Annotated in this window: 22 protein-coding genes and 1 tRNA gene; 8 read left to right on the top strand and 15 right to left on the bottom strand. The window is 71.3% G+C overall.

All coding sequences use genetic code 11. The features are described from left to right. Positions 1-38: 38 nt before the first annotated feature. From IEY33_RS14460 to IEY33_RS14450, 3 genes are all read right to left on the bottom strand, one after another. Positions 39-329, bottom strand: a complete 291-nt coding sequence (locus IEY33_RS14460) for a hypothetical protein (protein ID WP_188963998.1) — start codon at positions 327-329, stop codon at positions 39-41. Positions 330-333: 4 nt separating this feature from the next. Continuing rightward, positions 334-1,455 (bottom strand): M20 family metallopeptidase, encoded by a 1,122-nt coding sequence (locus tag IEY33_RS14455; protein WP_188963997.1) that lies wholly within the window; start codon positions 1,453-1,455, stop codon positions 334-336. A gap of 126 nt (positions 1,456-1,581) precedes the next feature. Next, positions 1,582-1,854 carry a hypothetical protein gene (locus tag IEY33_RS14450; protein ID WP_188963996.1) on the bottom strand — a complete coding sequence of 91 codons (273 nt, stop codon included), beginning with the start codon at positions 1,852-1,854 and terminating at the stop codon, positions 1,582-1,584. Between the two features lie 461 nt (positions 1,855-2,315). On the opposite strand from IEY33_RS14450, the gene IEY33_RS14445 reads away from it, so the two are divergent. From IEY33_RS14445 to IEY33_RS14425, 5 genes are all read left to right on the top strand, one after another. Beyond that, on the top strand, positions 2,316-3,632 hold the full coding sequence (locus IEY33_RS14445) for a thymidine phosphorylase (protein ID WP_188963995.1): 1,317 nt from the start codon (positions 2,316-2,318) through the stop codon (positions 3,630-3,632). A 134-nt stretch (positions 3,633-3,766) separates the two neighbouring features. After that, on the top strand, positions 3,767-4,240 hold the full coding sequence (locus IEY33_RS14440) for a LapA family protein (protein WP_188963994.1): 474 nt from the start codon (positions 3,767-3,769) through the stop codon (positions 4,238-4,240). Between the two features lie 82 nt (positions 4,241-4,322). Next, positions 4,323-5,219, top strand: coding sequence for an acetyl-CoA carboxylase, carboxyltransferase subunit beta (gene accD / locus IEY33_RS14435; RefSeq protein WP_188963993.1), 897 nt, complete (start codon positions 4,323-4,325; stop codon positions 5,217-5,219). Further along, a complete protein-coding gene (locus tag IEY33_RS14430; RefSeq protein ID WP_188963992.1) occupies positions 5,216-6,166 on the top strand; it encodes an acetyl-CoA carboxylase carboxyltransferase subunit alpha in 951 nt (316 codons plus the stop codon). The genes accD and IEY33_RS14430 overlap by 4 nt, the downstream gene beginning before the upstream one ends. Before the next feature lie 87 nt (positions 6,167-6,253). Continuing rightward, positions 6,254-6,328: transfer RNA gene (locus IEY33_RS14425), tRNA-Asn, on the top strand. Between the two features lie 96 nt (positions 6,329-6,424). Here the strand turns inward: IEY33_RS14425 and IEY33_RS14420 are convergent. The 7 genes from IEY33_RS14420 to lipB all read right to left on the bottom strand — a co-directional run bounded on the left by IEY33_RS14420 (position 6,425) and on the right by lipB (position 14,693). After that, entirely contained in the window at positions 6,425-9,424 is a 3,000-nt protein-coding gene (locus IEY33_RS14420; RefSeq protein ID WP_188963991.1) for a PAS domain-containing sensor histidine kinase, read from the bottom strand. Between the two features lie 105 nt (positions 9,425-9,529). After that, complete coding sequence (gene fabG, locus IEY33_RS14415; RefSeq protein ID WP_188963990.1) at positions 9,530-10,279, bottom strand: 3-oxoacyl-[acyl-carrier-protein] reductase; 750 nt, start codon at positions 10,277-10,279, stop codon at positions 9,530-9,532. After that, complete coding sequence (locus tag IEY33_RS14410) at positions 10,276-10,872, bottom strand: DinB family protein (RefSeq protein ID WP_188963989.1); 597 nt, start codon at positions 10,870-10,872, stop codon at positions 10,276-10,278. Before IEY33_RS14410 ends, fabG begins: the two co-directional genes overlap by 4 nt. Next, a complete protein-coding gene (gene fabD / locus IEY33_RS14405) occupies positions 10,869-11,801 on the bottom strand; it encodes an ACP S-malonyltransferase (protein WP_268238837.1) in 933 nt (310 codons plus the stop codon). The genes IEY33_RS14410 and fabD overlap by 4 nt, the downstream gene beginning before the upstream one ends. Then, positions 11,798-12,823, bottom strand: coding sequence for a beta-ketoacyl-ACP synthase III (locus IEY33_RS14400; RefSeq protein ID WP_188963988.1), 1,026 nt, complete (start codon positions 12,821-12,823; stop codon positions 11,798-11,800). The genes fabD and IEY33_RS14400 overlap by 4 nt, the downstream gene beginning before the upstream one ends. 161 nt (positions 12,824-12,984) lie before the next feature. Continuing rightward, on the bottom strand, positions 12,985-13,983 hold the full coding sequence (gene lipA / locus IEY33_RS14395) for a lipoyl synthase (protein WP_188963987.1): 999 nt from the start codon (positions 13,981-13,983) through the stop codon (positions 12,985-12,987). Next, positions 13,980-14,693 (bottom strand): lipoyl(octanoyl) transferase LipB, encoded by a 714-nt coding sequence (gene lipB, locus IEY33_RS14390; protein WP_188963986.1) that lies wholly within the window; start codon positions 14,691-14,693, stop codon positions 13,980-13,982. The genes lipA and lipB overlap by 4 nt, the downstream gene beginning before the upstream one ends. Positions 14,694-14,900: 207 nt before the next feature. On the opposite strand from lipB, the gene IEY33_RS14385 reads away from it, so the two are divergent. After that, positions 14,901-15,473 (top strand): RBBP9/YdeN family alpha/beta hydrolase, encoded by a 573-nt coding sequence (locus tag IEY33_RS14385; RefSeq protein WP_188963985.1) that lies wholly within the window; start codon positions 14,901-14,903, stop codon positions 15,471-15,473. Positions 15,474-15,540: 67 nt separating this feature from the next. Here the strand turns inward: IEY33_RS14385 and trxA are convergent, their stop codons facing one another. Further along, a complete protein-coding gene (trxA, locus tag IEY33_RS14380; protein ID WP_188963984.1) occupies positions 15,541-15,870 on the bottom strand; it encodes a thioredoxin in 330 nt (109 codons plus the stop codon). A gap of 109 nt (positions 15,871-15,979) precedes the next feature. On the opposite strand from trxA, the gene IEY33_RS14375 reads away from it, so the two are divergent. Beyond that, complete coding sequence (locus tag IEY33_RS14375; RefSeq protein WP_188963983.1) at positions 15,980-16,369, top strand: DUF309 domain-containing protein; 390 nt, start codon at positions 15,980-15,982, stop codon at positions 16,367-16,369. Positions 16,370-16,377: 8 nt separating this feature from the next. Beyond that, positions 16,378-19,443, top strand: coding sequence for a tetratricopeptide repeat protein (locus tag IEY33_RS14370; RefSeq protein WP_188963982.1), 3,066 nt, complete (start codon positions 16,378-16,380; stop codon positions 19,441-19,443). Positions 19,444-19,831: 388 nt separating this feature from the next. Here IEY33_RS14370 and polA read toward each other — a convergent pair whose 3' ends face one another. The 4 genes from polA to IEY33_RS14350 all read right to left on the bottom strand — a co-directional run bounded on the left by polA (position 19,832) and on the right by IEY33_RS14350 (position 25,771). Then, positions 19,832-22,591 (bottom strand): DNA polymerase I, encoded by a 2,760-nt coding sequence (gene polA, locus IEY33_RS14365; protein ID WP_188963981.1) that lies wholly within the window; start codon positions 22,589-22,591, stop codon positions 19,832-19,834. Positions 22,592-22,690: 99 nt separating this feature from the next. Further along, positions 22,691-24,478, bottom strand: coding sequence for a HAMP domain-containing protein (locus IEY33_RS14360; protein ID WP_188963980.1), 1,788 nt, complete (start codon positions 24,476-24,478; stop codon positions 22,691-22,693). Next, positions 24,475-24,891 (bottom strand): DUF8082 domain-containing protein, encoded by a 417-nt coding sequence (locus tag IEY33_RS14355; protein ID WP_188963979.1) that lies wholly within the window; start codon positions 24,889-24,891, stop codon positions 24,475-24,477. The genes IEY33_RS14360 and IEY33_RS14355 overlap by 4 nt, the downstream gene beginning before the upstream one ends. 73 nt (positions 24,892-24,964) lie before the next feature. Further along, entirely contained in the window at positions 24,965-25,771 is an 807-nt protein-coding gene (locus tag IEY33_RS14350) for a hypothetical protein (protein ID WP_188963978.1), read from the bottom strand. Between the last annotated feature and the right edge of the window lie 158 nt (positions 25,772-25,929).

Raw genomic sequence — 25,929 nt, 5'->3', positions numbered from 1 at the left:
TGGGGGGGCGTGCGTGCCGTGCCCGGCCCCCTGCCGGATCACTCCTCCCAGTCGCTGAAGGGGATGAGTTCGCCGCCCTCCACGTCGGCGGACGTGACGGCGTAGCGTTTGTCGAAACGGACGGTGACTTCGCCCCGGTCGAGGTGCTGGCTGCTGAGGATGGCCTTGCGGTACACGTAGCTGCCGTCGTCGTCGATGCCGATGTGGGCGGCGCGCGTGAAGCGCAGTTCGACGGTGTCGCCGTGGCGGGCGGTGCGGACCCTGAGGCGGTACACGCCGTTGCCGTCGTCTTTGATGTGGGGGTTGGCGGGTTTCCGGCGGAAGAACATGGCTTTACTGTACGCCGGGTTCCTGCAGGAGCGCGGTGAGGAGCTGCGTGTGCGCCTGCCAGCGGTCCAGGCGGACGTGTTCGTGAGAGGCGTGCGCGCCGTCGCCGGGCGCGCCGAGCCCGTCGAGGGTGGGGGAGAGGGGCGCGGTGAAGTTCCCGTCCGACCCGCCCCCCACGCTGGCCTCGCCGACCGTGAAGCCGAGCCGCGCGGCGTGCGCCTGCGCCTGCGCGGCGAGGGCGGCGGTGCCGGGCGTGCGTTCGAAGGGTGGGCGGTTCATGCCGCCCGTCACGGTGACGGTGGCGCGCGCGTCTTGGGCTCGCAGGGCCCCGAAGCCCGCCTGCAGGCGCTCCGCTTCCTGGAGGGTGGAGACGCGCAGGTCCGTGTCGAAGGTCGCGTGCGCGGGGACGACGTTCACGGCGCCGCCGCCGGTGACGCGGCCCACGCTGACGGTCGTGCCGAGGTCGGGACGGGCGAGGTCGTGCGCCTGCAGCACGAGGCGCGCCGCTTCCAGAATGGCGTTCACGCCGTCCTGCGGGCGGTTTCCGGCGTGCGCGGCGACGCCCTGCACCGTCACGGTGAACATGCCGACGCCCTTGCGGGCCGTCTTGAGGTCGTGCGTGTCCGCGACGGGCGGTTCGACCACCAGCACGCGGCGGGCGTGGCGCGCGGCGTCCTCGATGGCGCTCCGGCTGAGGTGCGAGCCGACCTCCTCGTCGGCGGTCAGGAGCACCTCGATGCCGCCGTCCGGCCACGCGCCGTGCAGGGCGCGCAGGGCGTGGACGGCCATGACGATGCCGCCCTTCATGTCGTACGTGCCGGGACCGTAGGCGCGGTCGCCGTCCACCTGGAACGGCATGTCCTGCAGCGTGCCGTGCGGCCAGACGGTGTCGGCATGCATCAGGATCAGGGTGGGGCGGTCCTGCGGGCCGAACCGGAAGCGGCGCACGTCGCCCGGCAGGGTCTCCACCTGCGCGCCAAGGGCCTGCATCCAGTCCTGCACGGTGTCCTGCACGGCGCGCACGGCGTTCAGGTCGCTGGACGGGGATTCCTGTTCCACCAGTGTCCGCAGGTCGCGGAGCATGGCGTGCGCGTCGGGGGTCGCCGGGCCGGTCGGGGTGGCGGTCATGCGCTGACCATACCGCAGGGACGGGCGGCGGTGCGCGGCGTATGGATCGGCCCCCGGCGCGCCCGTGCCGCGTTGCCCTGCGTGTGGGCAGGGGGCGGTGGGCGGCCGGGGGCCGGGACGTGCGGGTCAGGCGAGTTCGAGGAGCTGGCGTTCGCTGATGCGCAGGCGGGCGCGGCCGCGCAGGTACAGGTCGTCCATCAGGGCGCGGCCGAACATCACGGCGAGCCTGGCGACGGCCAGTTCGCGCACCTGCACGCGCTTGTTGCCGGGGCGCAGCAGCGTGAAGCGGACGCGGTCGGTGGTGCCGGGCACCCACGCGCACTCGGCGTCGTGGAAGCTGGCGGGCTCGGTCTGGGCTGCAGTGTCGGTCGTGGCATTGGTGGAAGTCTTGAATTTCATGGGGACACCGCCTGTAGGAGAAAGAGGGAACCTGAAGGGAAAGCTGCCAGATCGGGGGGGCGGCACGGCTGAGGGATGACCTGAACCGGACATCGGCTGTGAGCGTGCTGCCTGACCCTGCGTGTACCCGTTCTTCCAGAAACGTCTATTTCGAAGAAAACGAGATGAATTCACATCAGAACATCGGAGATTGGATGGATCAGACGGTCTGAGCGACTGTCTGGACGCATGTTTCCGGGGAACCGGGTACAACTAGCATAGGACCGCACCTTACGGCCCAGACAAGAGGACGTTAAGTACGACCTTCACCTGAAAGTCATCCGGACATGAACGTAAACCTGACGTGAATCTGACGGCCGCCCGCACACATCTGCGTCCGCACCGGCACGCCCTCCAGCCCGCCCCAGGCACCCCGCGCACGCTGGACCCACCGCGCCGGGAACGGGTACACTCCAGACCTCATGGCCAGCCCCCACACGACCGCCCTCAACGTCCCCGACCTGATCCAGCAGAAACGCGACGGCGGTACGCACACCGCCGCCGAACTCGAAGCCCTGATCCTCGGGTACACGCGCGGCGAGGTGCCGGACTACCAGATGAGCGCGTGGCTGATGGCCGTGTACTTCCGCGGCATGACCCCGCAGGAGACGGGCGACCTGACGCTCAGCATGGCCCGCAGCGGCGACCTGCTCGACCTGAGCAGCCTCACGCACACCGTGGACAAGCACAGCACCGGCGGCGTCGGCGACAAGACCAGCCTCGTCCTGACGCCCATGCTGGCCGCCCTGGGCCTCACGGTCGCCAAGATGAGCGGGCGCGGCCTCGCGCACACGGGCGGCACCATCGACAAGCTGGAAAGCATTCCCGGCTGGCACCCGGAACTCTCCGACGAGGCCTTCCTGCAGCAGGCGCGCGAGGTGGGCCTGAGCCTCGTCGGGCAGAGCAAGAACCTCGCGCCCGCCGACGGCCTCCTGTACGCCCTGCGCGACGTGACCGCCACCGTCGACTGCCTGCCGCTCATCGCGAGCAGCATCATGTCCAAGAAGATCGCGTCCGGCGCGCAGACCATCGTGCTGGACGTCAAGGTCGGTGCGGGCGCCTTCATGAAGACCCCCGCGCAGGGCGAGGCGCTCGCGCGCGCCATGGTGCAGATCGGGCAGCACGCGGGCCGCAACGTGCGCGCCGTCCTGACCGACATGGACGCCCCGCTCGGCCGTCTCGCCGGGAACAGCCTGGAGGTGCAGGAGGCGCTCGCCACCCTGCGCGGCGAAGGCCCCAGGGACCTGCACGACCTGTGCATCGAACTGGCGACCGAGGCGCTCACCGCCGCCGGATTCCCCGACCGGGCCGCCGAGCGCGCCGAGGCCACCCTGCGGGACGGCACGGCCCTCGCCCGCTTCCGCGCCTTCGTGGCCGCGCAGGGCGGCGACCCCGCCTACGTGGACGAACCCGCCCGTCTCGACGTGGCACCGGGCCGCGACGAACTGCTCTCCGACCGGGACGGGTACCTCGCGGGCGTGGACGCGCTCGGCGTGGGCCGCGCCGTCCTCGCGCTCGGCGGTGGCCGCGAGCGCAAGGGCGAGGCCATCGACCACGGGGTCGGCGTGGAACTGCTCGTCAAACCCGGCGAGCACGTCCGGGCCGGACAGCCGCTGCTGCGCGTGTACCACCGGGACGGCCGTGGCCTGGAGCGCGCCCGCGCCCTGCTGCTCGCAGGCCTGAGTTTCAGCGGCACGGCCCCCACCGTGCCGCCCCTCATCCTGGGCCGCGTCGGCTGATCTTCTCGCATTTTCACAGTCGGGCCGTGCCGTGCAGTGTCACGGTGCGGCCCGACTGCGCGTGAAAGAAACCTAAGCGCGCGCGTTAAGGTGTCGTCAGCCGGGGCTTGTTACGCTGAAGCTGGAGGTCTCTCATGAGATTCAATCTGAACACCGTCCTGCTGGCGATCCTGGCGGTCCTCACCATCGCCTTCCTGATCCCGCCCGAGAACCGCAACACCCTCACGGCCCCCCACACCCTCAGTGTTCCGGGCCTCGGCGTGTCGCAGGGCGTCCCGGTCGGCACGTACCTGCTCGTCGGCTGGCTCGTCACGGCCGTGCTGTTCGCGCTCGTCAACACCTTCTCCCGCCTGCGCCGCGACGCGGACAGCGCCCGCATCCTGCGCGACATGGAGAACCTCCGCGCGAACCTCGACAAGGCCGAAGGAAGCCGCTTCGCGGAACTGCAGGCGTACCTCGACCGCCGCCTCGGCGAGATCCAGACGCAGGTCAAGACGCAGGCCACCGACCTCGGCACCTACACCGCCCGCATGGACACCGTCCGCAACGAACTCGCCGCCGACCTCGGCCAGCTCGACAACTACCTGAAACGTAAACTCGGCGAGTAACCCGCATCCGGCGGCGCCTTGTACCGCGTCAACCCATTCAAACCCGAGCGCCGCTAGAATGCCTCCATAAAGGAGTCTTCTCTTGGCGCTCGATAAATTTTTCCGCAGACGCCGGGCCCAGCCCGCAGAGGGCAGCGACATCCCCGACCTCTGGAGCAAGTGCCCCGCCTGCAAGGAAAACATCTACAACAAGGACCTGGAAGCAGAGAGTTACGTCTGCCCCAAGTGCGGTTACCACCATCGTCTCTCCGCCCGGCGCCGCATCGAGGTGCTGCTCGACCCGGGCAGCTTCTGGCAGCAGTCCGGGCACGTCCACCCCGTCGACGTGCTGAACTTCGTGGACACCGAAACGTACCCGGCGCGCCTGGAGCGCGCGCAACGCAAGACCGGGCAGCCGGACGCCATCCTCACCGGGCGCGGCACGCTGCTCGGCCTGCCGGTCATGGCGGCCGTCATGGACTTCGAATTCTCGGGCGGCAGCATGGGCAGCGTCGTCGGTGAAGAGATCGCCCGCGCCGCCGAAACGGCCGCCGAGGCGGGCGTCCCGCTGCTGCTCGTCGCCGCGTCCGGCGGCGCCCGCATGCAGGAAAGTGCCCTGTCCCTCATGCAGATGGCCAAGACCACCGTCGCGCTCCAGCGCCTCACGGAACGCGGCCTGCCGTACATCAGTCTCCTCACCGACCCCACCACCGGCGGCGTCACCGCCAGCTTCGCCACCATCGCCGACGTGATCGTCGCCGAGCCCGGCGCCCTCATCGGCTTCGCCGGACCGCGCGTCATCCAGCAGACCATCCGTCAGAACCTCCCCGAAGGCTTCCAGAGGTCCGAATTCCTGCTCGAACACGGCATGGTGGACCTCGTCACGGACCGCCGCGAGCAGCGCGCCGTGCTGCACAGCCTGCTCAGCGTGCTCACGCGGCAGCCGGCCCCCACGCCCGGCACCGCTCTCCCGGACGCGCCCGCCGAGGACCCCCGATGACCGCGACCGCCACCCAGACCACCCTCACCGAACTCGAAGCGCGCCTGCAGGACCTGCACGACACCGCCCGCAAGACCGGTGCGGACCTCAGCGCCGCCATCCAGTCCCTGCAGGAGCAGGTGGACCGCCTGCGCGGCCAGCTCAGCACCCCCACCCGCTGGGAACGCGTGCAGCTCGCCCGCGCGCCCGGCCGACCCACCGCCCTCGACTACGTCGAACGCCTCGCCACGGACTTCACCGAACTGCACGGCGACCGCGCCTACGGCGACGACCCCGCCCTGATCGGCGGTCCCGCCCGCTGGCAGGGCCGCCCCGTCATGCTGCTCCTGCAGCAGAAGGGCCGCGACACCAAAGGCAAGATCAAACGCCGTTTCGGCATGAGCAACCCCGAAGGCTACCGCAAGGCCATGCGCCTCATGGACCTCGCCGAGAAGTGTGGCCTGCCCGTCGTGTGCCTCATCGACACGCCCGGCGCGTACCCCGGCATCGCCGCCGAGGAACGCGGTCAGGGCTGGGCCATCGCCGAGAGCATCCAGCGCATGGTGCGCCTGCGCGTGCCCGCGGTGTGCGCCGTGATCGGCGAGGGCGGCAGCGGCGGCGCGCTCGCCATCGGCGTCGGCAACCGCGTCATCATCATGGAGAACGCCTGGTACAGCGTCATCTCGCCCGAAGCGTGCGCCAGCATCATCTGGAAGGACAGCGCCAAGGCCCCCGAAGCGGCCGAAGCGCTCCGGCTCACCGCGCCCGACCTGCTCGAACTGGGCCTCGTCGAGGAGATCGTGCCGGAACCGCAGGGCGGCGCGCATCTCGACCCGGACACCAGCGCCGCCGCGCTCGGCACGGCCGTCTCCCGCCACCTCGACGATCTCGCCACTCTCAGCAGCGACGAACTCCTGCGCCAGCGCAGCGAACGCTTCCGGACCCTCGGCGCGTTCCTGGAGAACTAGGCAGCTTTTCAGGGCGGCCCGCAGGCGGGTCTTGCACTCCCCGCGCCGCCCTGATACACTCTGTCTCGCTGCGAGAGCGGCAACTGATCGGGAGTAGCTCAGCGGCAGAGCGTTCGACTGTTAATCGAATGGTCGTAGGTTCGATCCCTACCTCCCGAGCCAAAGAAATCCCCCTGTCCCCGGACGGGGGGTTTTTCTATGCCTTCAGGTCGCGGGACAGATGCACGGTCCGGCCCGGTGCAGCGCTGGCCGTGCTCTTCAGCGGGGGAGGGTGAAGCCGAAGGTCGCGCCACGCCCCACCTCGCCGTCCGCGAAGACCCGCCCGCCGTGCCGCAGCACGATGCGGCGCACGGTGGCGAGACCCACGCCCGTCCCCTCGAAGTCCCGCTGGTTGTGCAGGCGCTGGAACACCCCGAAGAGCTTGTCGCGGTACGTGGCGTCGAAGCCCGCGCCGTTGTCGCGCACCTGCACCGTCCAGTGGTCCGGCGTGCCCTCCGCCCACACCTCGATGCGGGCCGGATCGCGGTCCCGCGTGAACTTCACGGCGTTCGAGACGAGGTTCGTCATGACCTGCTGCAGGGTGGTCGCGTCCCCCTGCACGGTCGGGAGCGGCGAGACCACCCACTGCACCGTGCGGCCGTGCAGGTCGGTCGCCACGTCCGCCTGCGCGCGTTCGAGCAGCACGTTCAGGTCCACCGGGCCGGGCCGCAGTTCCTGCCGGGTGCTGCGCGAGAGGTGCAGCATCGCGTCGATCAGGGCCGACATGCGCTCGGCGGCCTGCTCCACGACCTGCATGTGCGCCACGGCGCGGTCCGCGTTGCCCTGCGCGACGGCCTTGCGCGCCAGTTCAGAAAAGCCCTTGACGTGCCGGACGGGGGTCCGCAGGTCGTGCGACGCGGAGTACGCGAACGCTTCGAGCTCCTCGTTCGCGGCGTGCAGTTCCTCGTTGCTGTGCGCGAGGTCGGCGTTGCTCTGCCGCTGGCGTTCCTCCGCGAGGCGGCGCTCCGTGACGTCCCGGAAGGCGAGCACGGCGCCCTGGATGATGCCGGACGCGTCCCGGATGGGGGTGCTGGTGTACTCGACCGGGAAGCTGCTGCCGTCCTTGCGCCAGAAGACCTCGCCGTCCACGGTGCGCGTCTTGCCGTCCGTGAACGCGGCGTACACCGGACACGCACGGCGAGGGTAGGGGCTGCCGTCCGCGTGCGAGTGGTGGATGAGGTCGTGCTGCTGGCGGCCCACGAATTCCTGCTCGGTGTACCCCAGCATGCGGAGCGCGGCGGGGTTCGCGAAGGACGTGCGGCCCTGGATGTCCACGCCCGCGAGGCCCTCGCCGACGTTGTCGAGCAGCAGGGCGTTGAAGCGCGACGCGGCGTTCAGGGCCGCCTCGGTGCGGTGACGGTCCGTGACGTCCTTGACGAAACCGATGACGCGCGTGGCCCGCCCCTGCGCGTCCCGGTGGATGAAGGCGTCGTCCTCGATGTCCTGCACGTCCCCGTCCCGCGTGATGAGGCGGTAACGCAGGTGCAGTTCCTCCCCGCTCGCGAGCGCGTCCGTGAGGCCTGCCCGGTACGCGGCCTGATCGTCCGGGTGGACGACGTCGTCCGCCCAGCGCAGCGTGCCGAGTTCCGTCTCGCCGTACCCGGTGATGGCCGTCACGGTGCCCCCGTACACCCGTTCCGTCCGGTCGGGGTTCCAGTCGTACAGCAGGTGCCCGGAGCCGCGCACGGCCGTCTCGTACCGTTCGCGCCACGTGCGGATCTCGCGGCCCTGCTCGGCGCGTTCCAGCGCGATGCCGAGCGAACGGACGGCCGTCTGCAGCAGCGAGCGGTCACTGTCCGTCCAGAGGTGCGCCTCGTGCACGCCGACCACCAGCACGCCGCGCACCCGCCCGCTCACGTGTACCGGCAGCGCGGCCGACGCCCGGATCTCCGTGAACTGCTCGCGGGCCGTGCGGGCCGTACCGGGATCGAAACTGTCCTGGTACACGGGTTCGGCGGTGTCGTAGGGCACGTCCACGTTACGGTTCGCGCCGCGGCTCAGGCCGCCCTGCAGGGTCCGCAGCAGGTCCGGGTTGCGGAAGTGCCCCCGGTGCGACACGAGTCGCCACCCGCCCGCGCCCGCGTTCCAGTCCCCGTCAGGCTCGTAGTACGTGCTGACGCCGCTCGGGATGAGGGTCAGCACGATGTCCTGCGCGTGCCCCACCAGCGCCCGCGGGTCGCGTTCCAGTGCGAGGTCGCGCGACAGGTCCGCGAAACGCTCCAGCGTCCGGGCGCGCGCCTGCAGTTCCGCGTTGCGGCTCGCGAGGCGGCGCGTCTGCGCGGCGCGTTCCAGCGCGAGGTTCAGGCTGCTGCCCACCGCGCGGAACACGCCGCGCGCCTGCGCGTCCCACTGCCGGTGGGACGAGGTGCCCATGACGAGCATGCCGTGCGGCTCGCCGTCCACGAAGAACGGGTGGAACGCGGCCGCGCTGGACGCCTCCGACTGCGGCGTCTGCTGCTCCTGCGCGTCCCAGTCGTCCACGAACACGGCCTGCCGGGCCTCCACGGCCTGCGCGTACGCGGGCGTGCGTTCCGGCAGGCCCGCGTCCAGCGTGGCGCGCAGCGCGTCCGGGACGCGGGCCGCCAGCATGCGGGCCCGCCACAGGCCGTCCTGCAGTTCGGCATACATGACGCCCACACTGCCCAGCGTGCTCTGAATGACCTGCGCGGCCTGCTGCGCGAGCGCGATCACGTCGGTGGTGCTGGCGGTCGCCTGCGTGAACGCGATCAGGGCGTCCAGCGCCGAATCCCGGCCCGGGCCGTCCGGGGGGAGCGCCACGGGCATGGGCGTCTCGCGGGTCCGGGCGAGCACCGACGACGCCTGCACGGCCACGGCCTGCAGGTAGTCCTGCGCGTCCGGCGTCCAGCCGTGCGCCGCCTGCGGGTCGTCCAGGCGGACGTACACGGCGCCGAGCAGCAGGCCGGAGGAGCCGTGCACGACCGGCACGGCCACCTCGCGGCCCTGAGGGGTCTGCAGATGCTGCGGGAGGCGTTCCGTGAGGGCCGCCTGCACCGCGGCAGGCCGGTCGTCCACGCGGTCGTCCACGAGGTGCAGGTCCACCTGCTCGGGCGTCAGGTGCAGGCCGTCCGTGACGGCGTGCCGGACGGCGGCGCGCACGTCGGCGGGCGTACCGGCCGCGGCGAGCGCGACGTTCAGCTGCTCAAGCGGTTCGCTGGACGGGTGAGGGGGCGTGGTCCTCACTCTCTGCGGTCCGGGCATTTCATGAGGATACCGCGCTTCACGGTGTTCCCGCCGGTGCTCCACGGGAAAGATGAACGGCCCCTCAAGGGGGCCGGTCGCGTGCCTGTCCCGGCCGGGTGGGGGTCAGTGAGGGTACAGGCCGCCGTCCACGCCGATGACCTGCCCGGTGATGTACCCGGCTGCGCCGGACGCCAGGAACGACACGAGCGCCGCGACGTCCTCCGGCTGCCCGAACCGCCCGAGGGGAATGCCGTCCAGGTAACTCTTCTGGACGTTCTCGGGCAGCTGCGCGGTCATGTCGGACGCGATGAAGCCCGGCGCGACGGCGTTCACGGTGATGCCGCGCCCGCCGTACTCCTTGGCGAGCGCCTTCGTCAGGCCGATCAGGCCCGCCTTGCTCGCCACGTAGTTCGCCTGACCGGGGTTGCCCATCAGGCCGACCACGGACGCGATGTTGACGATGCGTCCGGTGCGGGCGCGCATCATGTGCTTGATGGCCGCCCGGCTGGCGCTGAAGGCGCTGCTGAGGTTGGTGGCGATCACGGCGTCCCAGTCCTCGTCCTTCATGCGGATCGCGAGGCCGTCGCGGGTCAGGCCGGCGTTGTTCACGAGCACGTCCAGTCGCCCGAAGGTGGCGATCACGTCCTCGACCAGCCTGCCGGCGTTGGCCGGGACGCTCAGGTCGGCCCCGAAGACCTCGGCCCGCACGCCCAGGCCAGTGATCTCGGCGGCCACCCTGGCGGCCTCTTCGGCATTCCGACCGTAATGCACGGCCACCGCAAAGCCGTCTGCGGCGAGTTTCAGGGCCATGGCGCGGCCCAGGCCCCGGCTGCTGCCGGTGACGAGGGCGACTTTCTGCGTGGTGTCGGTCATGCTTGCTCGCTTTCCGGAAGGCGGCGGCGCACGCCTTCCAGGTGATGGGAATGGTGGTACACGGCAAAATACAGCATCTCGCGCAGGGTCAGTCGGCCCAGCAGCGGGTGCGGCAGGGTCAGCAGGTCCAGATCGGCGTCCGGCCAGCGGGCCACGGCTCCGCTCAGCGCCTCCAGCGAGGCCAGGAACTCGGCCACCCCGGCCGCCTGCGCCTCGGCGTTCCGGCCCGCACCGAGCGTCGGCAGGAAGCGGCCCGAAGCGCGCCCACCCGCCTGCAGCGCGGCCAGGTACGTCCCGCGCATGGTGGCGAAGTCCCGGCCCGCCCGGCCGTGCTCGGTTCGGCCGCCCAGGGCCAGCAGCGCCAGTCGGGGCAGCCGCAGCGCCTGGGTCAGCGGGCGGTTCGAGAGCGTCAGGTGCCGCACGTGGTGGGCCGGCGACCACTGCTCGTCGCTGCCAGCGAAGTAGACGTGCGGCGGCAGGCGGCCGAAACAGGTCGCGGCGTCCTGACCTGCCCGGCGCAGTTCCCCGCTCAGGTCGGTGCTGTCCGGTCCGGAACGGTTGAGGCCGGTGCTGTCTGTGTTCAGGTCGTTCACGCCAGGAAGGCCGCGATGTCCTCGGGGGTGTGCAGGTTCACGGTGCGCGCGTCCGGCAGGATGCGTTTCACGAGGCCCGTCAGGACGGTGCCCTGCCCGAACTCCACGAAGGTGTCCGCGCCGAGTGCCGCGAGCCGCTGCACCGTCTGCACCCAGCGGACGCTGCCGGTGATCTGCGCTTCGAGGAGCGGCGCGATGAGGGTGGCGTCCGTGACGGGTTCCGCCGTGACGTTCGCGACGACCGGGAAGGCGGGCGTGCGGTACGCCGTGGCGTGCAGGTCCCCGGCGAGGCCCTCGCGGGCGGGCGTCATGAGCGAGCAGTGGAAGGGGGCGGACACCTTGAGCGGGATGGCCTTCAGGCCGCGCGCCTTGAGGGCCGCGCCTGCCGCGTCCACCGCCGCCTTCTCGCCGCTGATGACGGTCTGGGTGGGCGCGTTCAGGTTCGCGATCTCGGCCACGCCGTCCACGCCCGCCAGCACCTCGCGCAGCACGTCCGGGTCGCCCATCACGGCGCTCATGGCGCCCACGCCGGCCGGGACGGCCGCCTGCATCAGCTCGCCGCGCCGCCGCGTGAGGCGCAGCGCGTCCCCCAGGGTCAGGCTGCCGGCCGCGACGTGCGCGCTGAACTCGCCGAGGCTGTGCCCGGCCGCGAACGCGGGCACGGGACCGCCCGCCGCGAGGTACGCGCGGTATACGGCGACACTCGCGGCGACGAGGGCGGGCTGCTGGTTGGCGGTGAGGGTCAGGTCCTCCAGCGGGCCGTCCCGCATCAGGCCGGTCAGGCCGGGCACGGCGGCCTCGGCGGCGTCCATCACGGCGCGCGCTTCGGGGCTGTGCGCGGCGACCGCCTGACCCATCCCGAGCGCGTGGGAGCCCTGCCCGGGGAACAGTGCGGCGATCACGCCGCGGGCCTGCACGGGCGCGCTCACCGGGCCACCAGGGCGGCCGGAGCGGCGCGTTTCGTCTCGGTGCGGCCGCCGTACCAGCGCATGGCGCTCGCGCCCCAGCTGAGGCCGCCGCCGAAGGCGACGAGCAGCAGCTGATCGCCGTCCTTCACGCGGCCGTCGTCGAGCGCCTCGCGCAGGGCGAGCGGGACGCTGGCGGTGCTGGTGTTGCCGTACCGGTCGAGGTTGATGACGGTCTTGTCGAGGGACACCCCGAAGCGGCTGCACGCCGACTCGATGATGCGGACGTTCGCCTGGTGCGGGATCAGCCAGTCGATGTCGCTGCCCTTCAGGCCCGCCTTGCCGAGCGCCTGCTCGCCGCTGTCGCCCAGGACGCGCACCGCGAACTTGAAGACCTCGCGGCCGTTCATGCCGAGCATGGCGTTGCCCGTCCCGACCGGCACGCCGGGAATGCGGTCCGCGACCGCGAACTTGTAGAGGCTGGAGCCGCCCGCGCTGTCCGCGCCGAGCACGAAGGACTGGAAACCGTACCCGTCCGGCACGTCCTCCACGATGGCCGCGCCTGCCCCGTCCCCGAAGAGGATGCAGGTGGTGCGGTCCTGCCAGTCCACGATCTTGGAGAGGACCTCGGCGCCCAGCACGAGCACCTTGCGGGCCGTGCCGCCCATGATCATGCCCTGCGCGACGGACAGGGCGTACACGAAGCCGCTGCACGCGACGGACACGTCGAGGGCGCCCGCGCCCGCGAGGCCCACCTGGCCCGCGACGAGGGCAGCGGTGCTGGGGAAGTACGCGTCGGGGCTGCTGGTGGCGCACACCACGAGGTCCACGCCGTCCAGCACGTCCGGGTAGCGGTCCTGCAGGTCGCGCACGGCGCGCACGCCCATGTCGGACGCGAATTCGCCGTCGGCGGACAGGTGGCGTTCGCGGATGCCGGTGCGCGACACGATCCACTCGTCGCTGGTCTCGAACATCCCTTCGAGGTCTGTGTTGGTCAGGACGCGCTCCGGCGTGTACGCCCCGAGCGCCGTGATACCGATGGGCATAGGTGATCCTCCGACCGACACGGTAGCATTCCTTGACCAGACGGTCAATGAATTATCCGTGAGTTCCGGCCACACCGCCGACACACGAAAAGGCCACGGCAGGACCCCCTACCGTGACCTCCACACCGCCCGCCACGAGGCGAACGGCACCCCTCGGGAACTCAGGCCATGCTGAGCACGTCACCGTCGCTCAGGTGCGCCAGCGCGCCCGGCAGGCGACCCTTCTCCAGCACCTGCTCGGCCTTGTAACTGCTGCGCACCAGCGGCCCGCTCACGACCTCCAGGAAGCCCAGCTCCATCCCGATCACGCGCAGCTCGTCGAACTCCTCCGGCGTCACGTACCGCTCCACCGGCAGGTGATGCTGCGTGGGCCGCAGGTACTGCCCGAAGGTCAGCACGTCCACGTTCGCCGCGCGCAGGTCACGCATCGCCTCCATCACTTCCTCGCGCGTCTCGCCCAGACCCAGCATGATGCTCGTCTTGGTGATCACGTCCGGACGGGCCGCCTTGGCGTGCGCCAGCACCGCCAGCGTCGTGTCGTAGCTCGCGCGGATGTCACGCACCGGGTGCGTCAGGCGGCGCACCGTCTCCACGTTCTGCGCGTACACGTCCACGCCGCTGTCCAGCACGAGGTCCACGCACGCGGTGTTTCCGCCGAAGTCCGGCGTGAGCGCCTCCACCTTCGTCTCCGGATTCACGTGCTTGATGGCCTGCACCGTCTTCGCGAAGTGATACGCGCCGCCGTCCGGCAGGTCGTCGCGGTCCACCGAGGTCAGCACCACGTACTTCAGGCCCATCAGGCGCACGCTGTCCGCCACGCTGGCCGGCTCGTCCAGGTCCAGGCGCCCCATCGGGTTGCCGGTGTCCACCGCGCAGAAGCGGCAGGCGCGCGTGCAGATGTGACCCATCAGCATGAAGGTGGCCGTGCCGCGACTCCAGCACTCCCCGATGTTCGGGCACATCGCCTCCTCGCACACGGTGTGCAGGCGGTGCTCCTTCACGATCTTCTTCACCTCGCCGAACACGCCGCCCGTCGGGATGGTGACGCGCAGCCAGTCAGGCTTCTTCTCGCGGGCCTTGACGGCGTCCTTGCGGTAGATGCCGTTCTTGATGAACTTCGGTTCCTGCACGGCGGGCGTGTTCGGGTCTGCTTGCGTCACTTGGGTCCTCCTGCCGCCGGTTCAGGCAGCGTCCAGTCGTAGGTGTCGAAAACCGCCGCGAAGGCCCGCGTGAGGGCGTCCTTGACGGTCGGCATGTCGGGGGGCGTGCCCAGGCCGCGCCGGTCGTACTCGTGCGCGACGGACGTCATGTGCGTGTCCTGCAGGCCGCACGGCAGGATCAGCTCGAAATGCTGCAGGTTCGTGCCGACGTTCAGGCCCAGCCCGTGCAGCGCCACGCCCCGCTGCACCGCCACCCCGAACGAACAGATCTTCTGGTCGTACGTCCGGCCGTTCACGTCCAGCGGGTCCACGTACACGCCCGCGTACCCGGGGTTCGGGCGGGCGTCCGGCAGGCCCAGCTCCTGCAGGGTCACCACCACCGCCCGCTCCAGCAGCCTCAGGAAATCCGCGACGCGCCGCCCCACCGGGAAGATCGCGTACCCGACCAGCTGACCGGGACCGTGGTACGTGACGTCCCCGCCGCGCTCCACCTCGTGAACCGCGATGCCCTGCGCGTCCAGGTACGCGCGCGTCACCACGATGTTCGTCCCTTCCTTCGCCTTGCGGCCCAGCGTCAGCACGGCCGGGTGTTCCGCGAGCAGCAGCACGGGGCGCCCCCCGGCCGCGACGCGCGCGTGATGCTCCTTCTGGGCGGCCCAGGCGTCCGTGTACGGGATCAGCCCGAGGTCCAGGGTGTCGAAAGCCTGCATGACGCGATTGTACGCCGCCCGCCCCCCGCGCCAACGTGCCGGAGCATCCGGTATTGCCGTACCGGCAGTGGTGAATCCACAGGCGGCACCTCCACCCGCCACGCCCCGGGCGCCCACCCACGCGGCAGGCTATCCTGACCGCATGACACGGCCCAGCCCCACCCGGCCCGCCCCGCACGCCACCCACGCCCGCCCGGCGGCCCGCGCGTGACGCCCCGCCTCGTGATCGTGCCGGGCCTCGGCGACAGCGGCCCCCAGCACTGGCAGACCCTTTGGGAACAGAAGTACGGCGCGGCCCGCGTCCGGCAGGACGACCCCGACCGCCCCACCCCGGGCGCGTGGTCCGCCCGGCTGCAGGACGTGATCGACGCCACGCCCGGCGAACTGATCCTCGTCGGGCACAGCTGCGGCGTCCCGAACATCGTCCACTGGGCGCACCTGTACGGCGGGCACGAACGGGTCAGGGGCGCCCTCCTCGTCGCGCCGACCGACGTGACGGACCCCGCCGTCACGGGCGAGTACCCCGCCATTCGGGCGCTGGCCCCCCTCCCCATGACGGAACTGCCGTTCCCGGCCCTGGTCATCGCCAGCGAGAACGACCCCTACTCCGGCTTCGAACGCGCACAGGAGATGGCGCACGCCTGGGGCGCCGAATTCATCAGTGCGGGCGAGGCCGGACACATCAACGTCGCCAGCGGTCACGGCACCTGGGAGGACGGTCAGGTGCTCCTGTCCGAATGCCTGCACGCCTGGACGCCGCCCGAAATCACGCGCTTCTGAAGCCACACCGAACTGCACAAGGAACCGCACCGCCCCCAGCTGGAGGCGGTGCGGCAGTGCCAGAGGATCAGTTGCTGACGGTGGCGAGGTGCTTGTCGAGCAGCGCCTCGAAGGCCCGCTTCGGCTGCGCGCCGACGACGCCCTCGACCGGCTGGCCGTCCTTGAAGAGGATCAGGGTGGGGATGCTCATCACGCGGAACTGCATGGCGGTCTGCTGGTTGTCGTCGACGTTGACCTTGCCGACCTTGACCTTGCCCTCGTACTGCGAGGCGATTTCCTCGACCACCGGCGCGATCATGCGGCAGGGACCGCACCAGGGGGCCCAGAAGTCCACCAGCGTCAGTCCGCTCTCGATCTCGCCCTTGAAGTTGCTGTCGTTCAATTCCATCGGCTTCATGACCCAACTATATGCTCTGTTTTCTAAAGTGGCAGTGACCGGGGGCAGCATTGACGTTGGCAGCCCTTTGAGCGGGCGCTCATCTGCCGGGGGGGCGGTATGCTCGGGCATGAACGCCGGGACACCCGACACGCCACCGCCCGCACCGTCCCTCCCGCCGGAGCTGCCGCCCGCCCTGCACGCGGGCGCCGCCCTGTTCACGGCGGGCGAGTGGTGGGAGGCGCACGAGGCCTGGGAGGGCGTGTGGGCCGCCGCGACGGGCGACGAGCGCCGCTTCGTGCAGGGCCTGATCCTGCTGGCAGCCGCGCTGCACAAACGCTGGGTGCACGGATCCCTCACGCACCGCAACTACTTCAAGGCGCTCCGTCACCTTGAAGGCCTCCCGCCCGGCTTCGGCGGGGTGGACCTCGCGCGGCTGCAGGGGGACACCTGGGCGGCCCTGCACGCCGACGGGCTGCGGCCCGCGCTGTACGCGCCCGGCGCGGCGCAGCGTCTATGATGTGAAGCATGTTGCACACGCTCGGCGGGCTGCACCTGGAGAGCGCGGCGCGTCAGCAGTCCGCGCCGCTGGTGCTGCTGACGTACCTGGCGCTGGAGGGGCCGCAGGAGCGCCGCAGCGTGCAGGAACTGTTCTTTCCCGGTCACGCGGACGGCGCGGGCCGCCTGCGCATGATGGTGCACCGCCTCAGGCACGCCGCGCCCGGGGCGCTCGACACGCCCGGCACGCGCCTCGTCTCGACCCTGGAGTGCGACGCGGGCCGCCTGATGCGCGCCGCGGAACGGCAGGACGCGGCCGAGGTGCTGGCCCTGTACCAGGGCAAGTTCCTGGACGGCGTGCGCCTGCCGGGCGACGCGGAACTCGAGGAGTGGGTGTTCTCGATGCGCGAACGGCTCGCGGCGCGCGTCCGGACGAGCCTGCTCGCGCTGGGCTGCGCGGCGGCCCTGCGGCACGAAGCGGGGCAGGCCCTGTCGCACGCCGAGCGGGCGTACATGCTGCCCGGCGCGCCGGAACCGGACCGGGACGAGGCCTGCCGACTGGCGCTGCTGCTGACGGCGACCGGCAGTGCCTTCGCGGCGGACGCGCGCGCCGAGACGCGGCGGCTGGGCGTCACGCTGCCCGAACAGGCCGCCGACGCGCTCGCCGCCCTGCAGCCGGGCGCGGCCCGGCAGGAACCGGCCGGACCGCCCGGCGGCCTGGAACGCCGCCGACCCGCCGGGGACACCGCGCCCGTCACGACGGACCGCCCGGACGCGCGCACCGACGCGGACGGACCCCTCCCGCCACTGCTGGGCCGCGAGGACGCCCTCGCGCACCTCGACGCGAGCCTGAACGCGGGCACGCGGCTCGTGACGATCCTCGGGCAGGGCGGGGTCGGCAAGACGCTCCTCGCGCGGCACGTCCTGCAGCGTGCCCTGCAGCGCGGCGCGGACCGCGACGTGACGCCCGCCCTGATGGTGGACCTCAGCGACACGCACGACCCGGCCGCCGTGATGGCCGCCCTCGCGGGCCGCGTCCACGCGCGCTCCGCCGCGCTGCAGGACGTCGCGCAGGCCCTCGCGCCCTATGACCTGCTGATCCTCGACAACTTCGAACAGGTCCTGCCCGCCGCGAACGACGTCTCGCAGCTCCTGCACGCCCTCCCGCACCTGCGCGTCCTCGTCACGTCCCGCGAGCGCCTGCACCTCGCGCAGGAAGCGGTGCTGCCCCTGGACGGCCTGTCCCTCGACCGGCCCGTCGCCGAGGACGGCGAGCCCGGCTGGTCGGACGCCGCCCGCCTGTTCGTGCGCCGCGCCACCCGCGCGTCCCTGAACTTCACGCCGGACGAGCACCGTCACGGCATCGAGAGCGTCTGCGCCCTCGTGCGCGGCGTGCCGCTCCTCATCGAACTCGCGAGCGCCTGGGTCCGCACCCTCAAGCCCGCCGAGATCGCCGCGCAGCTCGACAGCGGCATCCTGCGCGGCGCGGACCTCACGCAGCCGGACCTCGACCTGCTCGAAACCCGCGACCGCGACGTGCTGCCCCGCCACGCCAGTGCCCGCATGGTGCTGGAAGCCTCCTGGCAGCGCCTCGCCCCGCAGGAACAGGAGCGGCTCGGACGGCTCGCGGTGTTCCTGGCAGACTTCACGCCGCGCGCCGCGCGGCAGGTGACGGGCGCCACCCTCAGCGACCTCGCCGCCCTGACCGACAAGTCCTGGCTGAGCGTCGGTACGGCCGGCCTCGGCGGGACCGGCCCGGGCGGCGGACGGCTGCGCTGGCACCCGCTCGCCCGCGCCTTCGTGCGCGAACAGGCCCAGGCGGCTTGGCAGGGCGTGCTGCACCGGCACGCCCTGCACTTCGCGCAGTCGCTGAACGCCGGACGCTTCCAGGGCGGGCAGGTCGCGGACCTGCTGGACGAATGGCCCGACATCGGGCAGGCGGCCCGTACGCTCGCGCACCACCCGCACGACTGGCCGCTCCTCACCACCCTGGCGCGCGAGGCGCCCCGCTGGGCTGACCAGGTCGGCAACTACGCCAGCGTCGCGGGCCTGATGGGCCGCGTCCTGCAGGACCTCCCGCCGGACGCCGCGCCACGCGGGCACGTGCTGCGCTCGCGCGCCGCGCTCCGCATCCGCATGCACCAGCTCCCGCAGGCGCGCGAGGACTTCCGCGCGGCCGCCGACCTGCTCCTGCAGAGCGGCGACACGCAGGAACTCATGCAGGGCATGGACGCCCTCGCCGTCCTGCATCACCAGGCGGGCGAGTACGAGCAGGCCGAAGCGATCTGGCTCGACATCAACCGGCAGTCCGAGGCCCTCCAGCTGCTCTCCCGGCAGGCGTACACCCTCAACTACCTCGGGGTGAACGCCGTGCAGGCGGGCCGCCTGCAGGACGCCGAGACGTGGATGCGCGCCGCGATCCGTGCAGGTCAGCGCCTCCCGCTCGGCGGGAACCACGTGCAGGCGCACGCCTCGCTGGGCCGCATCCTGACGCGCCTGGGCCGCCGCGCCGAAGCGCACGTGGCCCTGACGGACGGCCTGAAGCTCGCGCAGGACCTCCAGGCGACCGCCATGATCCCCGGCCTGCTGAACCACATGGCCCTCAACCTGCTGGACCTCCAGCGGCCCGCCGAAGCGGTGCGCCTGTGCCTGGACGCCCTCGCGCTCGACCTGCAGGGCCAGCCGGGCAGCCGCGCCGAGATGCTCGACACGCTCGCCCAGTGCCTGTACCAGCAGGGCGACGAGCAGCGCGCCGCCGAGGAACTCGCCACCTGCGTGCAGATCGGCACGCAGCTGCACGACCCGGCCGTCCTGCTGCACCGCCTGCACACCTACACCGTCATCCGCGCGCCCCACATGACCCCGGAAGACCACGCGGCCCTGCTGCACTGGCTGCTCGGCCGCGCCACCACCGACAGCGCCCTCAGGGAACTCGTGCTCGGCACGCTCCAGGAGGACGTGCAACCCGCCCTGTGCCTCCCGCAGCTCGACCCGGACATCTTCCCGCCGGACGCGCAGCGCCAGTGCGGATACGTACCGGGCAGTCCGACCCTGCAGGTCCACTACGACCTGAGCGGGCCAACCTACTCCGGCTGACCCGCCCGGCACACCCTCCCGCTCCTGCCGGTCAGTCCGGCAGGGGCGGAGTGACGGGGCCGCCATCCGGTTTCGGGGCGGGCGTGGGGACGGGCTGCGGCTGCGGTTTCGGTTTGGGGTTCGTGGGGGTGGTCATGGGTGCAGTGTGGCAGGACAGGCGTCTCCTGCCCGTTTACCTGTGCGTCCGGTCCGGGAGCCATGCCGGGCAAACCGGAGCTGCCTCATCCGGTGTTGATCCGATTCCAGGGATGCCGGAAACAGCGAAGGCATCCCTTCTTGGGCAGAACAGCGCCCTGCAGGACGCCTGCTCGCTTCCATCTCCTCCAAACCGTACTTGTTGGTGCTCGCTTCGCTCGGCTGAACTCCAAAAGTTCAGCTCAAAACCGTATCACTTGGTGTCGTACCAGTTCGGGCCGACGCCCACCTCCACCGCGAGCGGCACCTTGAGCTGCACGGCGCCCTCCATCACCTCGCGCACGAGGGCCGCGACGCTCTGCGCGCGCTCCTCGGGGACTTCCAGCAGCAGTTCGTCGTGCACCTGCAGCAGCAGTCGCGCGCCCGTACCCTGCAGTTCGCGGTCCAGGCGGATCATGGCGAGCTTGATGATGTCGGCCGCCGTGCCCTGGATCGGCATGTTGTACGCCAGCCGCTCGCCTGCCTCGCGCACGTTCCGGTTCCCGCTCGTCAGTTCCGGCACGTAGCGGCGGCGGCCGTACAGCGTCTCCACGAACCCGTGCTGCCGCCCGAAGTCCAGCGTCCGGTCGATGTACCCGCGAATGCCGGGGTACGTGCTGAAGTACGTCTCGATGAAGCCCGCCGCGTCCGCGTACGGGATGCCCAGATCGCCCGACAGGCGGTGCGCGCTCATGCCGTACAGCACCCCGAAATTCACGGTCTTCGCGGCGCGGCGCTGGTCGGGCGTGACGGTGTCCTCGTTCAGGCCCAGCACCTGCGCGGCCGTGCGGCGGTGAATGTCCGCGCCCTCCTGGAAGGCGCGCTGCATGAGGGGGTCGTCCGCGATGTGCGCCAGGAGCCGCAGCTCGATCTGCGAGTAGTCCGCGCTGATCAGGCAGTACCCGTCGTCCGCGATGAAGCCCTTGCGCAGCTCCCGGCCATTCTCGCTGCGGATGGGGATGTTCTGCAGGTTGGGGTTCAGGCTGCTCAGGCGTCCCGTCGCGACGGCCGCCTGAGCGAACGTGGTGTGCAGGCGGCCCGTGCGGGCGTTCACGAGGTTCGGGAGCGGGTCGAGGTACGTGCCGCGCAATTTTTCCAGCTCGCGGTATTCCAGCAGGGCGGGCACGATGGGGTGCTCGTCCCTCAGGGGTTCCAGCGCGGCGACGGCGGTGCTGCGCTTCCCGGTCAGTTTGGTCTTCTTGCCGCTGGCGAGGCCCAGTTCGTCGTACAGGACCGCTTCCAGCTGGTCGCGGCTGCGGATCTGGAATTCCCGGCCCGCGTGCGCGTGAATCTGCGTTTCGAGGGCCGCGATGCGCGCGCCCATCGCGAGGGACATGCCGCGCAGGTACTCGCTGTCGAGGCGCACGCCGTGCACCTCCATGCGCGTCAGGACGCGCGAGAGCGGCAGCTCCATGTCGTGGTACAGGGCGCGGCGCGCATCGTCGAACTGCGCGGGCAGGTCGCGCAGCAGCCGGGCGCTCAGCGTGGCGCGGCCCGCCGCGTCGTCCGGCCAGGGCGTGTTCAGGTAGCGTTGCGTGACGGCGCTCATGCTGGTGTTGGCGGGGTCCAGCAGGTACGCCATCAGGAGGGGGTCGTCGCCCGGTTCGAGCGTCGTGCCGCGCACGCTCAGGTGAGCGGCGAGAGCCTTCGCGCCGGCCGCCGTGACGGTCCGCTGCCCCACGAATTCCGCGTCCAGCACCGTCGCCGGGAACTGCTCACGCAGCTTCTGCGCGGCCTTCTCCTGCTCCTTCCGTGCCTTCTCGGCGGCCTTCTGCTGCGTCTTGGTGCGCGGCGCGTCCGGCGCGTCCCCGAACAGCCCTTCCGGCGGGGCGTACGCCTCGGTGCGGCGCCACTCGGGCGGCTCCTGGCGCGGCGCGACCCGCACCACGCCCGCCTCGCCGGTGCCCTCGCCCGGCGCCTCGAAGGTCGCGGCGTCCAGCAGGGCCGCCGTCAGGTCGTCCTCGCGGGACAGCACGTACCCCCACACCACGTCCTCGCCGGGCGTGCGCCACTCCGCGGTCGCCGCCTCCGCGACCGGTTCGGCCTGGACGGTCTGCTCCCGCGCGTGCTCGGCCTCCAGCACGCTGTCCGGCACCCGCGCCTCCGGCCCGTCCAGGCCCAGCACGTCGCGCTTCACCGAGTGCAGCTCCAGTTCCGTGAGCAGCGCGTCGAGCCGCGCCGGGTCGCCCGGCAGTCGCCCCGCGCCCAGCTGCACGTCCAGCGGCAGGTCCGTCACCATACACGACAGCCGGTGGCTGAACTGCACGGCCGCCTCGGAATCCAGCAGTTTCTGGCGCGTGCCGTCCGGTTTCAGCGTCCCGGCCCGCGCGGCCTCGTAGATGCCTTCCAGCGAACCGTACTCCTGCAGCAGCTTCGACGCGGTCTTCGGCCCGATGCCCTTCGCGCCGGGGATGTTGTCGCTCGCGTCGCCGGTCAGCGCGCGGTAATCCACCCACTGCCGGACCGTCACGCCGTACTTCTCCAGCACCTCCTGCGGCCCGATCAGCCGGAAGTCGTTGGTGATGACGCGCACGTGATCGTCGAGCAGCTGGTACGCGTCGCGGTCGCTCGTCACGATCCGCACCTGCATGCCGGTCCCTTCCGCCTTTCGGGTCAGGGACGCGATCACGTCGTCCGCCTCGTAGCCGGGTTCTTCCAGGCGAGGCAGGCCCACCGCGTCCACGATCTCGCGGATGCGGTCGATCTGGCCGGGCAGGTCGGCGGGCATTTCGGCGCGGCCCGCCTTGTACCCCTCGAACTGCTCGTGCCGGAAGGTCTTCACGGGCGGGTCGAACACCACGATCACCTGATTGCCCGCCTGCCGCGCGAGGCGAAGCGTGAGCTTCAGAAAGCCCAGGATGGCGTTCGTCGCCTCGCCCTGACGGTTCGTGAGGGGCGGCAACGCGAAGTACGACCGGAAGGCCAGGGCGTGCCCGTCGATCAGCACGAGCGTGGTGGGGGCGGGAGCCGTCATGCCCTCATTGTAGCGTTCCGCTCCGGACAGAACGGAACCGCCCCCGGAACGTTCCGGGGGCAGTCAGGCTGAAGGAGGTGTCGCGGAGAGGGGAGAGGCTCAGACGCCCTTGCGGCGGCGGCGGAGGCGTTCCATTGCGGCCTCCAGCGACAGACGCATGCGTTCCAGCGCCTGCGCCAGGTCACCGATCTCGTCGTTACGCTCCACCGTCACGGGGCGGTCCAGGTCACCCATGCTGATGGCGTCCGCGGCGCGCACCAGACGCTCGATCGGCTGCACCACCAGGCGCGCCGTGCGGGCCGCGAGCAGGGCCGCCAGCATGAACGCCAGGAGGGCCACGCCCAGCACCAGCAGCAGCGTGTTGCGCAGCAGCGCGAAGGCCGCGTCGCCCGGCACGCCGACCACGATGCTGTACAGCGGCGTGCCGCTGGCGGCCTTGATGCCCTGACCCACCGCACGGTCACCCTGCGCGTTCTGGGTCACGTTGATGCTCGACAGCAGGTACGTGATGGTGGTGGACTTCTGGTTGTCGGGGTTCGCCACCGACTGCTTCAGCGCTTTCGCCTGGTCCGAGTCGCCCGCGCCCACCTGCTCCAGCAGGGCCAGCTGGTACCGGTACGAGTCGGCAGGGCTGCCGCTCTGCACGAAGGTCGAGTTGTCCGGGTGCTGCTGCACCCACGCCGCGATCTGCTCGGACAGGGGGCCGTCGGTGTACGCGTTCTTGCTGCGGAAGAAGGTCGTGCCGTCCGGCAGGTTCACCTGCACGAAACCCACCGAGCTGCGCTTGATGAGCGCGTCCAGCTGCGCGTACACGGTGTTCTGGTCGGTCACGTCGAGGTTGCTGCCCACGGCGACCGCCACCGCCTGCGCGTTCTGGGTGATCAGCTGCCGCTGCGCGTTCGGGAGGGCGTACACCAGGAAGCCCAGTGTCAGCAGCGTGAACAGTCCCAGCGGGAGCAGGGTGGACAGCAGCACGCGGCGCGACAGGCTGCTGCGGCGCGCGGGTTTCGCGTCCGCTTCGGTCTCGACCGTCATGATGCTGGTCGGGTTGTTCACTTCGGGCGTGCTCGTGCTGTTCGCGGGCGCGCTGTTCAGCGAGCCGGTGAAGTCCGCCCACGCGTCGTCCGTGATCGGTTCGCTCGTGACGGTGGGCAGGGGCGCGCTGCTCGGGAAGGTCGCGCCGGACAGGCCGTACACGTTGTCCGGCAGCGGCGTGAGGGCCGTGATGTCGTCCGGCAGGTCCGGGGTGCTGGCCGGACGGGACGTGCCTAGCAGGCCGCCCAGGTTCATTTCCGGCACGCCGCTCGGCACGTGTTCCGGCGTGACGAGGTCCGCGTCGCGCTGCACGAACGGTTCCGGGGTGGGGAGCGGGTCGCTGGGCAGCAGGCCCGCATCCCAGCCCTGCGAGGGGAGTGTCGCGACGGTCGTGCTGCCCCAGTCGGCCTGCGTGCCGGACGGCAGTCCCGTGAAGGTGCTCTCGCCGGACAGCAGCGGGCCGGTGCCGTAGGGACTCGGGCCGCCGGTCAGGGCGTCGCCCTGCGGGAACGCGCTCGTCCCGGCGGGGGCGTAGGGGCTGGTGTCCACCTGCGGGACCGGCAGGGTGGCCGCGCCGACCAGTCCGGGACGCTCGGCCGCGAAGGGGTCCTTGAGCATCGTGGTGTCCTCGCGGACCTCTTCCAGCGTCACCTGCGCGCCGACACTCTGGAACACCTGCATCAGGCGCTCGGCCCGCTTGCGGGTGGTGGGCTTCATGAGGCGACCGCTGCGGCGCGACGCGAGCTTGGCGGCCTGATCGGCCGTCAGTTCGAACTGCTTGCTGAGTTCCCGGGTGAGTTCACCCAGAATGGCTTCGGGAACAGGCTGACGGATGACCACGGTGTATTTCATGCAATTCCTCTGCTGCGTAGGATGCGTGCCAGGGCCTGGCTGTGCGGTTCGCTGAGCTGGGTGTTGAGACTCGACACCAGGGCCGAGAGGGTCGTCTGTTCGGGAAGGTCGTCCAGCGCGTCGTCGATCATCAGTTCGCCCATCGGGCCGACCACGCTCACGAGCGCCTGCCGCAGCGCCTTCTCCAGTTCCCCGGTGAGCGGCTGTTCACGGACGGCGGCACGTCCGAGCCAGTTGCGGACCTCGGTCAGCGCCTGCCGCAGCTGCGGTTCCTTCAGGCCGAGGGTCGTGGAGAGCTTCTCGATGCTGCGGCGGCCGTCCACGACGTGCATCACGCGCCAGTACATGAAGGGCAGCGGGGTCTGGTCGGTCAGGCCGGGCGGCCAGGCGGGGTAATCCAGTTCTGCACTCATATCGCTCCTGTCGTTTCTGGGGTGGCCCGTTCAGACCGCACGGGCATGCCGTGGTCCTGCCGGGCGCGCACGGTCATTCGTCCAGTCCTGAAGTCGCCCACAGCGGGTGGCTGCGTGCCTCCGGCATGGGGATGCTGCGCGGCGCGACGCCGTGCAGGGCCGTCATCGTGCGGTACTGGTCGAGCATCGCGGCCCGCAGTTCCGCCACCGGGACTTCCGGGTCGGAGTGCACGGTCGTGCCGTCCAGCCACACTTCGCGCGCGAAGGGGTCTAGGCAGGGGTGCGTGTCTGCCAGACGCGACGCTGCCTGCCGCCACGCCTCGGTGAGCGGCAGGCGGGAGGCGCTGGCCGACATGACCAGCGACCAGAAGACCTCCAGGTCCGCGTGCGTGTAGCGTGCGCGCGGCGTCACGGTCTGCAGCGGCTCGCCGGGACGCGGGACGTTCCCGGCGACGAGGCGGCCGTCCTCCCAGAAGCTGCAGCTGTTCGCGCCGAGCAGCGCGCCCCGGAAGCGGCGCGACGCGAACAGGTCGCGCGCGTCCGGCCACTCGATGGGCAGGGACACGAGGTCCCCGTCCCGGCAGGACCACACGAGCTGCGCGAGGGCCGGGTCGAGCGGGGTGAGGCTCACGGTGGCGCGCGCGAAGGTGCTGGGCAGCACCCGCACGTCCAGCTCGCCTTCCTGGCCGAAGCCGCCGCGCAGCTCGCCGTTCACCCACAGGAAGCGCCCGGCCGCGCCGCTCTGCCGGACGTCCAGCACGCCACTGAACTGTGGCCGCAGACTCAGGTCGGTGTACACCTCCGTCCACGGGTAATGGTCGGTGGACAGTCCGTCGTAAACGGCTTGATCCGTGGGGAGTGGCAGCCAGACATGAGACATAGTTAACAAATCCTAATGGATCTCGGCCCCCGAGGCTGCGGCAATTTTCGCATCAGGGGCAGGGGGACGAATGCGGGCCGGCACGGAACACGCCCAGACACCGCAGCAGACGAACGCCGACACCCCGCCGCACGACACGCCCGGGCGGCAGGAGGCAG

The organism is Deinococcus aquiradiocola (genome assembly GCF_014646915.1).
Classification (GTDB): domain Bacteria; phylum Deinococcota; class Deinococci; order Deinococcales; family Deinococcaceae; genus Deinococcus; species Deinococcus aquiradiocola.
Note: the sequence above shows the minus strand (reverse complement) of the source record. Positions and strands in the feature narration are given on the sequence as shown.